The sequence below is a fragment of the Azospirillum sp. NS33 genome, from assembly GCF_059703765.1.
The window spans coordinates 69,803-86,005 of sequence record NZ_BAAKJB010000021.1 but is presented as its reverse complement, the minus strand read 5'-3'; the positions used below and the strand labels follow the sequence as shown (position 1 = coordinate 86,005).

The 16,203-nt window shown below is 76.8% G+C and carries 3 protein-coding genes; all 3 read left to right on the top strand.

Going from position 1 to position 16,203, the window contains the following annotated elements:
- The first annotated feature begins 9 nt into the window (after positions 1 to 9).
- Genes AC6H2I_RS18825 through AC6H2I_RS18815 form a run of 3 tightly spaced genes read left to right on the top strand, consistent with a single transcriptional unit; the run spans position 10 to position 16,169 of the window.
- Positions 10 to 3,414: an amino acid adenylation domain-containing protein gene (locus AC6H2I_RS18825; RefSeq protein WP_497502225.1), complete on the top strand. Its 3,405-nt coding sequence runs from the start codon at positions 10 to 12 to the stop codon at positions 3,412 to 3,414.
- Position 3,415: 1 nt separating this feature from the next.
- The gene (locus tag AC6H2I_RS18820) at positions 3,416 to 15,391 is read left to right on the top strand and encodes an amino acid adenylation domain-containing protein (protein WP_497502224.1); all 11,976 of its coding nucleotides are present in this window, start codon (positions 3,416 to 3,418) and stop codon (positions 15,389 to 15,391) included.
- The gene (locus tag AC6H2I_RS18815; RefSeq protein WP_497502223.1) at positions 15,384 to 16,169 is read left to right on the top strand and encodes a thioesterase II family protein; all 786 of its coding nucleotides are present in this window, start codon (positions 15,384 to 15,386) and stop codon (positions 16,167 to 16,169) included. Before AC6H2I_RS18820 ends, AC6H2I_RS18815 begins: the two co-directional genes overlap by 8 nt.
- Positions 16,170 to 16,203: the final 34 nt, after the last annotated feature.

Genomic DNA, 16,203 nt, shown 5'->3' with positions numbered 1-16,203 from the left:
GGACACGCCATGACCCAGCTCGACGACCTCTCCCGCCGGCGCGCCCAGCTCAGCCCGCACCAGCAGGCCCTGCTGGCCCGCCGGCTGCGCGGCGGCGCCGGGACCGACGACGCCGCCGCCGCCACGCCGGCCCGGCCGGCCATCGCGCGCCGCGCCGACGACGGCCCGGCGCCGCTGTCCTACGCCCAGCAGCGTCTGTGGTTCGCCTGGCGCCGCGACCCGGCGGACACGGCCTATCACCTCGGTGCCGCGATCCACCTGGAAGGGCGGCTCGACGCCGCCGCCCTGCAGGCGGCGCTGGACGACGTGGTGGCACGCCACCCGGCGCTGCGCACCACCATCGCCGAGGACGCCGACGGGCAGCCCACCCAGCGGGTGGAGCCGGCCGCCGCCGTGGTGGTCGCCCGCAGCGACCTGCGCGACCGCCCGCCCGCGGCACGGGAGGCGGCGGCGGACCGCCTGGCCGTCGATCTTGCCGAAGCCCCCTTCGACCTGACGCGCGGCCCGCTGTTGCGGGCCGCCCTGATCCGGCTGGACGAGGACGACCACCGGCTGGCGGTGGCGATGCACCACATCGCCGGCGACGCGTGGTCCCGCGGCATCATCCTGCGGGACTTCGCCACCGCCTACGCCGCCCGCTGCCGTGGCGAGGGGCCACCGGCATGGCCGGCGCCGCCGGTGACCTACGCCGACGTGGCGGTGTGGCAACGCGCCTGGCTGGCCGCGGGGGAGGCGGAGCGCCAGCTCGATCACTGGACGCGGCGGCTGGGCGCCGAGCACCCGGTGCTGGCGCTGGGCTCGGGCGGCGGCGGGCCGCGGCCGGCCGGCCGGCGCGGCGGGCGGCATGTGATGGCGCTGCCGCCGGCGCTGGCCGCGGCGCTGCGGGCACGGGCCCGCGGCACCGGCCTGTTCACGGTGCTTCTCACGGGGTTCCTGGCGCTGCTGCACCGCGAGAGCGGGCAGCCCGACATCCGGGTCGGCCTGCCCACCGCCAACCGCCACCACGCCGGCACCGAGGAGGTGGTGGGGCTGTTCGTCAACACCCTGGTCCTGCGCTCCGAGCTGGCGGGGGAGACGACGCTGGCCGTTGCCCTGGACCGCACCCGCGACGCCGTGCTGGAGGCCCAGGCCCACCAGGACCTGCCCTTCGAACGGCTGGTCGAGGCCCTGAACCCGCCCCGCGAGGCCGGCCGGACCCCGCTGTTCCAGGTCATGTTCAACCACCTGAAGGACGACCACGGGGCACTGGAGTCCCTGCCGGGGCTGCGGCTGCGCGGCTATGCCGACCTGCGCCGCGCCGCCCAGTTCGATCTGGCGCTGGACACGGCGGAGCGTGGCGACGGCCGGATCGACGCCACGTTCACCTGGGACGCGGACCTCTTCACGCCGGAGGCGGTGGCGGCCCTGGCCGACCGCTACGCCCGCATCCTCGACCACCTCGCCCACACCCCCGAGCGGGCGCTTCACGCCCTCGACCTGCTGTCTCCCGCCGAACGGTCCGCGCTGGAGCGGTGGAGCGTGAACGGGGAGGACACCGGCCCGGCGGAGCCGGTCCACCGGCTGTTCGAGCGGCAAGCCGCGGCGCGGCCCGAGGCCGACGCCCTGCTGTTCGGGGACGAGCGGCTGTCCTACGGGGCGCTCAACCGGCGGGCCAACCGGCTGGCGCACCGGCTGCGCCGGCTGGGGGTGGGGCCGGAGGTGCGGGTGGCGCTGGCCCTGGAGCGCTCCGTGGCGCTGGTGGTGGCGCTGCTGGCGGTGCTGAAGGCGGGCGGCGCCTACGTGCCGCTGGACCTGGACTACCCGGCGGAGCGGCTGGCCCACATGCTGGGCGATTGCGGGGCGGCCCTGCTGCTGACCCACGGGGCGGCGCGCGCCCGCCTGCCGGAGGCCGCGGTGCCGGTGCTCGACCTCGACGGGCCGGACGCCGCCGACGACCCGGCCGCCGACCCGGCCGCCGACCCGGCCGGTGACCCGGCCGATGACCCGGCGGTGGCGGTGCACGGCGAGACCCTCGCCTATGTGATCTACACCTCCGGCTCCACCGGCCGGCCCAAGGGGGCGGGCAACCGGCACCGGGCCCTGCACAACCGCCTGGCGTGGATGCAGCGGGCCTACGGCCTGACGGCGGCGGACACGGTGCTTCAGAAGACGCCGTTCGGCTTCGACGTGTCGGTGTGGGAGTTCCTGTGGCCGCTGGCGCAGGGCGCCCGGCTGGCCCTGGCCGCCCCCGGCGCGCACCGGGACCCCGCCCGCCTCGCCGACACCATGGGCCGCCACGGGGTGAGCGTGGTGCACTTCGTGCCGTCGATGCTGCAGGCCTTCCTCGACCACGCCGGGGACGCCATCGCCGGCGGTGCCTGCGCCACCCTGCGCCACCTCGTGTGCAGCGGCGAGGCGCTGCCGGAGGAGCTGCGGCGGCGCACGGCGGAGCGGCTGCCGTGGGCGGCGCTGCACAACCTCTACGGCCCCACCGAGGCGGCCATCGACGTGACCCATTGGACCTGCGTGGCGGAGGGGGGAACGGCGGTGCCGATCGGCCGGCCGATCGCCGGGGTGACCACGCGCATCCTCGACGCCGGGCTGAACGCCGTGCCGGCCGGCGTCGCCGGGGAGCTGCACCTGGGGGGCGTCGGGCTGGGGCGCGGCTACCTCGGGCGGCCCGGCCTGACGGCGGAGCGCTTCGTCGCCGATCCGTTCGACGCGGCCGGCGGGCGGCTCTATCGCACCGGCGACCGGGCGCGCTGGCGGGCCGACGGGGCCATCGAGTACCTCGGGCGGCTGGACCACCAGGTGAAGATCCGCGGCATGCGGGTCGAGCTGGGGGAGATCGAGGCGCGGCTGCTGGACGTGGCCGGTGTGCGGGAGGCGGTGGTGGTCGCCCGCCCGGGTCCGGGCGGCGCCACCCTGGCGGCCTACGTCACGGCCCGGGCCGGGGCCACGGTGGACGTGGCGGCGGTGCGCCGGCACGTGGCCGCGGCCCTGCCCGACCACATGGTGCCGGCGTCGCTGACGGTGCTGGAGCGCCTGCCGCTCAGCCCCAACGGCAAGCTGGACCGGGCGGCCCTGCCGGCGCCGGATGAGACCGCCGCGGTCCCCCGGCCGCCGGGCCAGCCGCCGCAGGGGCCGCTGGAGAGCGATCTTGCCGCCATCTGGGCCGACGTGCTCGGCCGCGGCGGCATCGGCCGACGCGACAACTTCTTCGCCCTCGGCGGCCATTCCCTGCTGGCCATGCAGGTCGCGGCGCGCATCCACGCCACCCTCGGCCTGACGGTCGCCATCGACGAGCTGTTCCGGGCGCAGACGCTCGCCGAACTCGCCGCCCACCTCCAGGGCCGCTGCGGCGACGCCCCGCCGGCCGGCGCCGCACAGGCGCTGCACGACCTGGACGCCTTCATCGACACCCTGGAGAGCTGAGATGGACCTGCCGGTTGCCCACCGCGTGGCGCAGCGCTTCGCGGCGCTGTCCGCTGACCAGCGCCGCGCCGTCTACGTCAAGATGCGGGCGCAGGGGCTGACGCTGGCGCAGATGCCGATCCTGCCCGCCGGCGACGGCGCGGACGGCGCGGATGGCGTGTCGGTGCCCTCCTACGCCCAGCAGCGCCAGTGGTTCCTGTGGCGCCTCGACCCGGCGAGCACCGCCTACCACATCGCCGGCGCCCTGCGCCTGCGCGGCCGGCTCGACGTGGCGGCCCTGCGCACCGCCTTCGAGGCCATCGTGGCGCGCCACGATTCCCTGCGCACCGTCTTTCGCGAGGGTGTCGGCGACGGGCGCGGGGACGGGGTGGAGGCGGTCGTCCTGCCCCCCGGGCCGGTCGGGATTCCCCTGACCGACCTGGCCGATCTGCCGCCGGACGGGCGCGAGGCCGGGGTCGCCGCCGCCATCGCCGACCTCAACGGCCGGCCCTTCGACCTCGCCCGCGGGCCGCTGCTGCGGCTGTCCCTGCTGCGCCTGGACGAGGCCGAGCATGTGCTGGCGGTGGTGATGCACCACATCGTCTCCGACGCCTGGTCCGTGCGCATCATCGCCGACGAGTTCGCCGCCCGCTACGCCGCGCTGGTCGACGGGTGCCCGGTCGACCTGCCGCCGCCGCCGATCCGCTACGCCGACTACGCCGCGTGGCAGCGCCAGTGGCTGGAGGCCGGGGAGGCGGAGCGCCAGCTCGCCCACTGGACCGCCCATGTCGGCGACGCCCGCACGGTGCTGGAGCTGCCCGCCGACCATCCCCGCGACGGCGCGGCGCACCGCCGGCGGGCCCACGCCGTCGTGCTGCCGCCCGAGGAGGCGGAGTCCCTGCGCCGTCGCGCCCGCTCGGCCGGGGCCAGCCTGTTCATGCTGCTGCTCGCCGCCTTCCAGGGGCTGCTCCACCGCCACACCGGGCAGGTGGACATCCGGGTCGGCGTGCCCATCGCCAACCGCCACCGCCCGGAGACGGCCGGCGTCGTCGGCTTCTTCGTCAACACCCAGGTGCTGGCCGCCCGTGTCGACGGCGGCACCCGGCTGGACGCGCTGCTGGCCCAGGCCCGCGCCGCGGCGCTGGGCGCCCAGGAGCACCAGGATCTGCCGTTCGAGCATCTGGTGGACGCCCTCCATCCCGACCGCAGCCTCGGCCACAACCCGCTGTTCCAGGTGATGCACAACCACCGCCGCGACGACGGCGACGGGTTGCGCCGCCTGCCCGGACTGACGGTGGAGCCGATGGACGCCGGCGACCAGGCGGTGCAGTTCGAGCTGGTGCTGGACACGGTGGAGCGCGCCGACGGCGCCGTCGACGTCGTCTTCACCTGCGCCGACGCGCTGTTCGAGCCGGCCACCATCGACCGGATGGCCGGCCATTACCGGCGCCTGCTGCGGGCGCTGGTCGCGACGCCGGAGGCCCGCCTCGGCGAGGTGGCGATCCTCGACGACGGGGAGCGGGTGCTGCTGGACCGCTGGGCCCGCCCCGACGCGCCGGTGCCGGACGCCGACCTCGTGCACCGCCAGGTGGAGCGGCGGGCGCGGGAGCGGCCGGACGCCGACGCCCTGCTGTTCGGCGACGTGCGGGTGAGCTACGGCGAGCTCAACCGCCGCGCCAACCGGCTGGCCCACCGGCTGCGCCGGCAGGGCGTGGGGCCGGAGGTGCGGGTCGGCGTCGCCGTGGCGCGTTCGGTCGAGATGGTGGTGGCGCTGCTCGCCGTGCTGAAGGCCGGCGGCGCCTACGTGCCCCTCGATCCCGGCTACCCCGCCGAGCGGCTGGTCTTCATGATCGGCGACTGCGGTGCGGCGCTGCTGCTGACCGGCGGCGGCGCGGCGGCGCGCCTGCCGGCCACCGCGGTGCCGGTGCTCGACCTGGACGGGGCGGAGCTGGGGACGGAGCCGGCGCACGACCCCGGCGTGCCGCTGCACGGCGGCAGCCTCGCCTACGTCATCTACACCTCGGGTTCCACCGGCCGGCCCAAGGGCGTCGCCGTGGCGCACGGGCCGCTCGCCATGCATGTCCGGGCGATCGGCGAGGCCTACGGGATGCGGCCCGACGACCGGGAGCTGCAGTTCGCCTCCATCAGCTTCGACGGGGCCCACGAGCGCACCTGGGTGCCGCTGGCCTTCGGCGCGGCGCTGATGCCGCGCGACGACGAGGTCTGGTCGGTGGAGCGCACCTGCGCCGAGATCGCCCGCCACGGCATCACCATCGCCTGCTTCACCCCGGGCTATCTCCACCAGATCGCCGAACTGATGGGGGAGTCGGCGCGCGGCCTGCCGATCCGTTCCTACACCGTGGGCGGCGAGGCGATGCCGCGGGCGAGCTTCGAGCGGGTCCAGGCGGTGCTGCGGCCGCCCCGCATCATCAACGGCTACGGACCGACCGAGACCGTCGTCACCCCGATGATCGCCAAGGCCGGCCCCGGCGCCTCCTTCGCCAGCGCCAACATGCCCATCGGCCGGCCGGTCGGCGACCGCACCGCCCGCGTCCTGGACGCCGACCTGAACCTCGTGCCCGCCGGCGTGGCGGGCGAGCTCTACCTCGGCGGTGCGGGCGTGGCGCGCGGCTACCTCGACCGGCCCGGCCTGACCGCGGAGCGCTTCGTTCCCGACCCGTTCGACGAGGCCGGCGGGCGGCTCTACCGCACCGGCGACCTCGTGCGCTGGCGTTCCGACGGGGAGCTGGAATACCTCGGCCGGGCCGATGCCCAGGTCAAGGTGCGTGGCTTCCGCATCGAGCTGGGGGAGGTGGAGAACCACCTGCTGCGCCTGCCCGGCGTGCGCGAGGCCGCCGCCGCCGTGCGCAGCGGGCCGGGCGGGGCGATGCTGGTCGGCTACGTCGTCGGCGGGACGGGCGCCGTGGACGCCGCGGCGCTGCGCGCCGGGCTGGCGGCGGGGCTGCCCGACCACATGGTGCCCGGCGTCATCGTCGCGCTGGACGCCCTGCCGCTGACCCCCAACGGCAAGATCGACCGCGCCGCGCTGCCGGCCCCGAACGTCGACGCCGGCGCCGCATACGACGCCCCCCGCGGTGGCGCGGAAACCGCCCTGGCCGCGGTGTGGGCGGCGGCGCTGGGGATCGCGCGGGTCGGCCGGCGCGACAATTTCTTCGCGCTGGGCGGCGATTCCATCCTCAGCCTGCAGATCGTCGCGCGGGCCCGCCAGGCGGGCTGGGTGGTGACGCCGCGGCACATGTTCGAGCGCCAGACCGTGGCCGAGCTCGCCGCCGTCGCGGTGCCGGCCGATGACGGCGCGTCCGTCGCGGCCGCGGCGACCGCGGATGACGGGTCGGGCGCGCCGCTGCTGCCGATCCAGGCCGATTTCTTCGAACGGCCGATGCCGCGTCGCGACCACTGGAACCAGTCGGTGCTGCTGCGCAGCCGCGCGCCGGTGGACGCGGCCGCCCTGGGCGAGGCCCTGGCCGCCGTCGTGCGCCACCACGCGGCGCTGCGGGTCCGCTTCGTCCGGCAGGACGGGGGCTGGCGGGCGGTGCCGGGGCCGGCGGAGCCCCCCGCCGATCTGCTCTGGCACCGCCGCGCCGGCGACGCCGCGGCCGTCACCGCGCTCTGCGACGCCGCGCAGCGCAGCCTGTCCCTGGAAACGGGGCCGCTGCTGCGCGGCGTCTGCATCGCGCCGGACGGCGACGGCGACGGCGACGGCGACGGCGACGGCGCGGAGGGGCCGGGCTGGCGCCTCTTCCTGGCCGTGCACCACGCGGTGGTGGACGGGGTGTCCTGGCGCATCCTGCTGGACGACCTGCGCACGGCCTATGAGCAGCGCCGGGCCGGCCGGCCGGTGGTGCTGGCGCCGGTCGGCTGCGGCGTGGCGGAGTGGGGCCGTCTCCTCCGGGACCGCGCCGCCGGCATGGCGGGGCAACTGGACCGCTGGCGGGAGCTCGCCGGCGTGCCGGTGGAGCTGCCGGCGGACCTGCCGGGGGAGGAGTCCGACGGCGGCGGATGGACGCGCGACCAGGACCGCGTGGCGGTGACGCTCGACGCGGAGGCGACGGAGGCGGTGCTGCGCGGCGCCCACGCCGCCTACCGCACGCGGGCGGTGGACCTGCTGGTGACGGCGCTGGGCCGCGCGCTGTGCCGCTGGTCGGGCCACGCGCGGCTGCTGGTGGAGCTGGAGGGGCACGGGCGCGAGCCGCTGGTCGACGGCGTCGACCTGTCGCGCACCGTCGGTTGGTTCACCAGCCTCTATCCCGTGGCGCTCGACCCCCTGGGGCCGCCGGCCGCGGCGGTGAAGCGGGTGAAGGAGACCCTGCGGCGGGTGCCCGACGGGGGTCTCGGCTTCGGCGTGCTGGCGCGCTTCGGCACGCCGGACCAGCGCGCCGCGCTGGCCGCGCTGCCGCGCCCGCAGGTGGTCTTCAACTATCTCGGCCAGTTCGCCCTGGGGGAGGACGGCGCGGGGTGGTCGCTGGCGCCGGAGCCGGTGGGGGCGGAGCGCGACGCGGACGCCCCCCTCGACCGCCCGCTGTCGGCCGGCGCCCACGTGGTCGGCGGCCGGCTGACCCTGACCGTGACCTTCAGCGGGGTGCGGCACCGCCGGGGCACCATGGAGCGGCTGGCGGCGGACTGGTCACGCGAACTTGACACGCTGGCCGTCCATTGCGGGACCGCCGCCGGCGGGCTGACGCCCTCCGACGTGCCGCTGGCGCCGCTGGGCCAGGACGAGCTGGACCGTCTGCCGGTCCCCGCCGCCGCCGTGGAGGACCTCTACCCCCTGGCGCCGCTGCAGCAGGGCCTGCTGTTCCACAGCGTCTACGAGGCGGACAGCCGGGCCTATGTCAGCCAGCTCCGCGTCGATGTCGCCGGCATGGACACCGGCCGCTTCCGCGCGGCGTGGCAGGCGGCGGCGGACCGCCACGCCATCCTGCGCAGCGCCGTCCTCGACGGCGTCGACCCGCCGCTGCAATGGGTCGCCCGGGCCGTGGCACTGCCCTTCGCCGAACCGGACCTGCGCGGCCAGGGCGACCCCGCCGGGTCCCTCGACGCCGTGGCGGCGGCCGAGCGGGCCCGCGGCTTCGACCTGGCGCGGCCGCCGCTGATGCGCTTCGTCCTGGCGCGCACGGCGGAGGACCGCCATCACGTCATCTGGACGGTGCATCACCTGCTGCTCGACGGCTGGAGCACGTCGCGGCTGCTGGGCGAGGTGGTGCGCCGTTACGCCGGCGCGCCCGTGCCGGAGGCCGGGGCGGCCTACCGGGACCACGTCGCGTGGTTGCGGGCGCGGCCGCCGGCGGTGGACGAGGCGTTCTGGCGCGGCGCGCTGGCCCCGCTGGAGGAGCCGACCCACCTTGCCAAGGCCGTCCCGCCGCCCGCCGGGGGGGCCGGGCACGCCGTCCACCGTGTCGTCCTGCCGGCGGAGGCGACGGCGCGCCTGGGTGCCTTCGCGCGGGCCCAGCGGACCACCCTCAACACCCTGGTGCAGGCGGCCTGGGCGCTGCTGCTGCGGGGCTGCACGGGGCAGGCGACGGTGGCGTTCGGCGCCACCATGGCCGGCCGTCCCGCCGCGGTGCCTGGAATGGATGCGGCGCTGGGCCTCTTCATCAACACCCTGCCGGTGGTCTGCCCGGTGCCCGAGGCGCAGGCCGTGGGCGCCTGGCTGCGCGACCTGCAGGCGCGGAATCTGGCGCTGCGCGAGCACGAGCACACGCCGCTGCCCGACGTCCAGCGCTGGGCCGGGCGGAGCGGCCAGGGGCTGTTCGACAGCATCCTCGTCTTCGAGAACTATCCCCTGGACGCCGTGCTGGGCGAGGCCGCGCCCGGCGGGCTGAGGTTCGCCAACGTGCGCCACCACGAGGAGGCGCACTACCCGATGACCCTCACCGTCGCGCCGGGGGCGACGCTGGGCCTCGCCTTCGGCTACAAGCGGGCGGCCTTCGACCCCGACACCGTGGCGGCCATCGCCGGCCGCGTGGTGCGCCTGCTGGAGGAGATCGCCGCCGACGGCTTGCGGCCGGTCGGCGCCCTGTCGCCGCTCGCCCCGGCCGAACGGTCCGCGCTGGAGCGGTGGAGCGTGAACGGGGAGGACACCGGCCCGGCGGAGCCGGTCCACCGCCTGTTCGAGCGGCAAGCCGCGGCGCGGCCCGAGGCCGACGCCCTGCTGTTCGGGGACGAGCGGCTGTCCTACGGGGCGCTCAACCGGCGGGCCAACCGGCTGGCGCACCGGCTGCGCCGGCTGGGGGTGGGGCCGGAGGTGCGGGTGGCGCTGGCCCTGGAGCGCTCCGTGGCGCTGGTGGTGGCGCTGCTGGCGGTGCTGAAGGCGGGCGGCGCCTACGTGCCGCTGGACCCGGACTACCCGGCGGAGCGGCTGGCCCACATGCTGGGCGATTGCGGGGCGGCCCTGCTGCTGACCCACGGGGCGGCGCGCGACCGCCTGCCGGAGGCCGCGGTGCCGGTGCTCGACCTCGACGGGGTGGACGCCGCCGACGACCCGGCCGACGACCCGGCCGGTGACCCGGCCGATGACCCGGCGGTGGCGGTGCACGGCGAGACCCTCGCCTATGTGATCTACACCTCCGGCTCCACCGGCCGGCCCAAGGGGGCGGGCAACCGGCACCGGGCCCTGCACGGCCGGCTGGCGTGGATGCAGCGGACCTTCGCGATCGCGCCGGGGGACACGGTGCTTCAGAAGACGCCCTTCGGCTTCGACGTGTCGGTGTGGGAGTTCCTGTGGCCGCTGGCGCAGGGCGCCCGGCTGGCCCTGGCCGCCCCCGGCGCGCACCGGGACCCCGCCCGCCTCGCCGACACCATGCGCCGCCACGGGGTGAGCGTGGTGCACTTCGTGCCGTCGATGCTGCAGGCCTTCCTCGACCACGCCGGGGACGCCATCGCCGGCGGTGCCTGCGCCACCCTGCGCCATCTGCTGAGCGGCGGCGAGGCGCTGTCCGGGGACCTGCGGCGGCGGGCCATGGCGCGGCTGCCGTGGGTGACCCTGCACAACTGCTACGGCCCGGCCGAGGCGGCCATCGACGTGACCCACTGGACCTGCGTGGAGGAGGGGGGAGCGGCGGTGCCGATCGGCCGGCCGATCGCCGGGGTCACCGCGCGCATCCTCGACGCCGCCCTGGAGCCGGTGCCCATGGGCGTGGCCGGGGAGCTGTGCCTGGGGGGCGACAGCCTGGGGCGCGGCTACCTCGGGCGGCCCGGCCTGACGGCGGAGCGCTTCATCGCCGACCCGTTCGACGCGTCCGGCGGACGGCTCTACCGCACCGGCGACCGGGCGCGCTGGCGGGCCGACGGGGTCATCGAGTACCTCGGGCGGCTGGACCACCAGGTGAAGATCCGCGGCATGCGGGTCGAGCTGGGGGAGATCGAGGCGCGGCTGCTGGACGCGGCCGGTGTGCGGGAGGCGGTGGTGGTCGCCCGCCCGGGGCCGGGCGGCGCCACCCTGGCGGCCTACGTCACGGCCCGGGCGGGGGCCACGGTGGACGTGGCGGCGGTGCGCCGCCATCTGGCCGCGGCCCTGCCCGACCACATGGTGCCGGCGTCGCTGACGGTGCTGGAGCGCCTGCCGCTCAGCCCCAACGGCAAGCTGGACCGGGCGGCCCTGCCGGCGCCCGAACGCCCCGCCGGCACCGCCGACGAACCGCCGGAGGGACCGCTGGAGACCCTGGTGGCCGGGGTCTGGGCCGAGGTGCTCGACCTCCCCCGGGTCGGGCGGCGCGACAATTTCTTCGCGCTCGGCGGGGATTCCATCCTCAGTCTGCAGATCGTCGCCCGTCTGCGCCGGGCCGGCTGGATCGTCTCGCCGCGGCAGGTCTTCGAACGGCAGACGGTGGCCGAGCTGGCCGCGGTCGCGGTCGCGCGCGGGGACGGCCCCGCCATGGCGGCGGCGGCGGCTCCGGCCGGCGGCGCGCTGCCCGCCGATCCGCTGCCCGCCGATCCGCTGCCCGCCGATCCGCTGCCCGCCGAGGTCCTGGCGACCCCCGGCCTCGACCCGGCCGACATCGAGGACGCCTACGCGCTGTCGCCGACCCAGGAAGGCATGCTGTTCCATGCCCTGGAATCCGCGGGCAGCGGCCTCTACGTCAACCAGCTCTGCGTGGAGGTCGGCGGCCTCGACCCGCAGCGGCTGGACCGCGCGTGGCGGGCGCTGGTGGCGCGCCACCCCGTGCTGCGCACCGCCGTGCTGTGGCGCACCGGCATGGACCGTCCGCTCCAGGTGGTCCGGCGCACCGCGACGGCCGAGGTGATCCACCTCGACCTTGGTGGCGCGGAGGACGCTGAGGAACAGCTGACAGCGCTGGCGGAGCGGGAGCTGGCCCGGCCCTTCGACCTGCTGGCGCCGCCGCTGGCGCGGCTCGCCATCGTCGCCGTCGGCGGCGGCCGGCACCGGCTGGTGTGGACGCGCCACCACATGCTGATGGACGGCTGGGCGGAATCCCGGCTGGTCGGCGAGTGGCTGCGCCTCTACGCCGGCGAGACGCTGCCGCCGCCGGGCCCGGCCTACGGCGCCTTCATCCGCTGGCTGGAGCGCTGCGACCCGGTGGCCACCGAGCGGACGTGGCGGCGGGAGCTGGCGGGTTTCGCCGGGCCGACGCTGCTCGCCGCGGCCATGCGCCCGCCCGAGGCCCCGCCGCCCGGGCCGGCCTACGGCAAGATCTACACCCGCCTCGACGCGGGAGAGACCGCGGCGTTGCAGGCCTTCGCCCGGCGCGAGCGGGTGACGCTCAACACCGTGGTCCAGGCCGCGTGGGCGCTGGTGCTCCAGTGCCGCACCGGCAGTGACCACGTGGTGTTCGGCGCCACCGTGGCCGGTCGCCCGCCCGACCTCGACGGGGCCGACGGCATCCTCGGCCTCTTCATCAACACCATTCCCGTGCCGGTGCCGCCGGCGGGCCGGCGCACGGTCGGCGACCACCTGCGCGCCGTGCAGGAGCTGAACCTGCGGCTGCGCGAGGTGGAGCACACCGCGCTCGCCGACATCCAGCGCTGGGTCGGCTCCCAGGGGCGGCCGCTGTTCGACAGCATCCTGGTGTTCGAGAACTTTCCCGTCGACCGCGCCCTCGACGACCTCGGGCGCTACGGCCTGACCCTGGGGACGCCGGCGAGCCAGGGCCTGACCGGCTACGCCATGGACCTGCAGGTCGTCGTCGGCGAGACCCTGGAGATCGAATACTGCTACGCCACCGCCGCCTTCGCGGCCGAAGACGTGCACGCGCTGCGCCGCCAGATGGAGCACCTGATCCGCGCCATGGTCGCCCGGCCGGAGGCTCCGGTGGCCGAGCTGGGCTGGCTGGCCGAGGAGGACCGGCGGGCCCTGGCGGCGGTCGACGGCACCCGGGACCTTCCGGCCGTGGGAAGGCACGAGCCCATGCACCGGCGCATCGCCCGGCTGGCCGGACAGGAGCCCGCGGCGGTCGCCGTCCGCATGGACGGTTCGGCCCTGACCCGGGGGGAGCTCGACCGCCGGGCCAACCGGCTGGCCCACCGCCTGATCGCCGCCGGCGTGCGGCCGGGGGCTCTGGTCGGCGTCGCCATGGGGCGCTCGCCCGGCATCCTCGCGGCGTTCCTGGCCGTCCTCAAGGCGGGTGCCGCCTATCTGCCCCTCGACCCGGCCTATCCCGTGGAGCGCCTCGCCTTCCTGGTGCGCGACAGCGGCCTGTCCCTGCTGCTCGCCGACGGGGCCGGGGCGCACGTGCCGGTGCCCGCGGGCGTGCCGGTGGTCCGCCTCGACGCGGCCGACGACGGCGCCTGGCCGGCCCATGACCCGGCGGTGCCGGTGCACGAGCACGCCCTGGCCTACGTCATCTACACCTCGGGCTCCACCGGGACGCCCAAGGGCGTCGCCGTGGCGCACGGGCCGCTGGCCATGCATTGCCCGGCGACCGCGGCGCTCTACGCCATGGGGCCGCAGTCGTGCGAACTCCACTTCATGTCCTTCTCCTTCGACGGCGCCCACGAGCGCTGGCTGACGGCGCTGGGCGCCGGGGCGCGGCTGGAGCTGCGCGAGGACGAGCTGTGGACCGCCGGGCAGGCCTGCGCCCGGCTGGCCGGCAGCGGCGCCACCGTCGCCGCCTTCCCGCCGGCCTACCTCAACCAGCTCGCCGAATGGGTGGCGGAGGGCGACGGCGCACCGCCGCCGGTGGAGCTGTACGTGTTCGGCGGCGAGGCGATGCCGCGGGCCTCCTACGACCGGGTGCGCCGCCACCTGGCGCCGCGCTGGCTGATCAACGGCTACGGCCCGACCGAGACGGTGGTCACGCCGCTGATCTGGAAGACGCCGGCCGACGCCGCCATCACCAGCGCGTACGCCCCGATCGGCCGGCCGGTCGGTGAACGGACGGCCCATGTGCTGGACGGCGACCTGCAGCCGGTTCCGGTCGGCGTGGTGGGGGAGCTGCACATCGGCGGCTACGGCCTGGCCCGCGGCTACCTGAACCGCCCGGGCCTGACCGCCGAGCGCTTCGTCGCCGACCCCTTCGGCCCCCCCGGCGGGCGCCTCTACCGCACCGGCGACCTGGTGCGGTGGATGGCGGACGGCAACATCGAATACGTCGGCCGGGCCGACCATCAGGTGAAAATTCGCGGCTTCCGCATCGAGCTCGGCGAGGTCGATGCGCGGGCGCGGTCGGCGCCGGGGGTGCAGGACGCCGCCGTCGTGGTGCAGGAGGACGCCCGGGGCCGCCGGCTGGCCGCCTACGTCGTCCCGGCGCCGGGGCCGGGGGCGGCCGCCGTGGCCCGCCGCGTGCGCGACCACCTCGCCGGCGCGCTGCCGGAGCACATGCGGCCCGCCCACATCGTGCCGGTCCCGTCCCTGCCGCGGCTGATCAGCGGCAAGCTGGACCAGGCCGCCCTGCCGCCGCCGCCGCCGGAGACGGGGACGGCGTACGTGCCACCCTCGACGCCCCGGGCCCGGCGGATCGCCGCCGTCTGGCAGGAGGTGCTGGGGGTGGAGCGGGTGGGCGAGACCGACAACTTCTTCGAGCTGGGCGGCGATTCCCTGCTCAGCCTGAAGGTGATCGGGCGCATCCGTGCGCTCGGCGACCCGGGCATCGACATCAAGCTGCGCGACCTCCTGAAGCGGCCGACCATCGCCGGCCTGCTCGGGCTGGAAGGCGGCCCGGGCCCCGGGCACGCCGCGGTGCCGCTCAACGCCGGTGCCGCCGGTGCGCCGGCGCTGTTCTGCGTCCACGCCGGTTTCGGCACCGTCTTCGACTACCAGCCGCTGGCCCGGCACCTCCAGGGGACGCGCCCGGTCCTCGGCCTGCCCTGCCGCATGATCACCGATCCCGGCCACCGGGACACCTCCCTCGACGCCATGGCGGCCGACTACGTGCGCATGGTCCGGGCGGCCCAGCCCGACGGGCCCTACCATCTGCTGGGCTGGTCGCTGGGCGGCACCCTGGCCGCCCTGATGGCCGCGCGCCTGGAGGGGGAGGGGCAGACGGTGGCCTTCCTCGGCCTGGTGGACAGCTACGTGCCGCCGGGCGGGCGTCCGGCGTCGTCCGCGGACGGGGAGGGGGAGTGGCGGCAGGACCTCGCCGGGTTCCTGTCCGTGGTGCTGCCCGGCACGCCCCTGGCGGGGACGATGCCGCCTCCTGCGGGTGAGGGCGACGGGGAGGAGGCCGCGCTGGCCGGGTTCTTCGACGGTCTGCGGGCGAACCGGCCGGCGGGCGCCGCAGCGGGCCCCTATGAGGCGATGGATGGCGTCGAACTCGCCCGTGTCTTCCTGGTCGCCCGCCGGCTCAAGGCGCTCTCCCTGGCGGCGCCGGCCCTGGCGCCGCTGCGGGCGTCGCCGTGGTGCTGGTGGGCCGCCGCCCGTCCGGCGGCCGACCGGGCGGCCCTGTGGCGGCAGATCGCCCGGCCATCGGGGCGGACGGACACCGTCGCGGCCGACCATTTCGCGATCATGCGGAGCGGGGCGCTGGTCCATGGGGTGGCGGCGGCGTTGGCCGTGCCGGAGCGGGTGTTGAGCGATGCGTGACGGGACCGTGCCCCTGAACCCGTGGCTGCCCTTCGGCCCGCCGCGGGGCGATGCCGCGGTCCGGGTGTTCTGCTTTCCCCACGCCGGCGGCGGTGCCAACCACTACCGCCCATGGGTGCAGGCGTCGCCCCCCGGGCTCGAGGTGGTGCCGGTGCAGCTTCCCGGCCGGGAGCAGCGCATCGGCGATCCGCCCTTCGCGGCGATGGAACCCCTGGTGGCGGCCCTGCTGGCCGTGCTCGGGCCGGTGATGGACCGTCCCTTCGCCCTGTTCGGCCACAGCATGGGGGCGGCCATCGCGTACGCCTTGTCCGGCGCCCTGCCGGCACCGGCGGCGGCGCGGCTGCGCCTGCTCGCCGTGTCGGGGCTGCGCGCGCCCGGCCAGCCCCGCCGGACGCCCCGGTTGCACGACCGCGACGACCGGGGGTTCCTGGCCGGTGTGCGGGCGCTGGGCGGCACGCCCGACGCGGTGTTCGAGGCGCCGGAGCTGATCGCGCTGCTGATGCCGACACTGCGCGCCGACTTCGCCCTGGTGGAAAGCTGGGGCCACGCCCCGCCGGCGGCCCCCCTCGCGGTGCCGGTCGCCGCGTTCGGCGGTGTGGATGACCCGGAGACGCCGCGGGACACGCTCCACGGCTGGGCTGCGATCACCGGCGCCGGCTGCTCCGTCGACCTCTTCCCCGGCGGGCACTTCTTCCTGTCGCAGCGGCGCGCCGCGGTCCTGGGCCGGGTGTCTGCCATGCTGGGGACGGTCGCCGCCGACCCTCTTCCGAATCAGTGAACACCTCTGTCGAGCTCCCGCTGGGAGCGGAGAG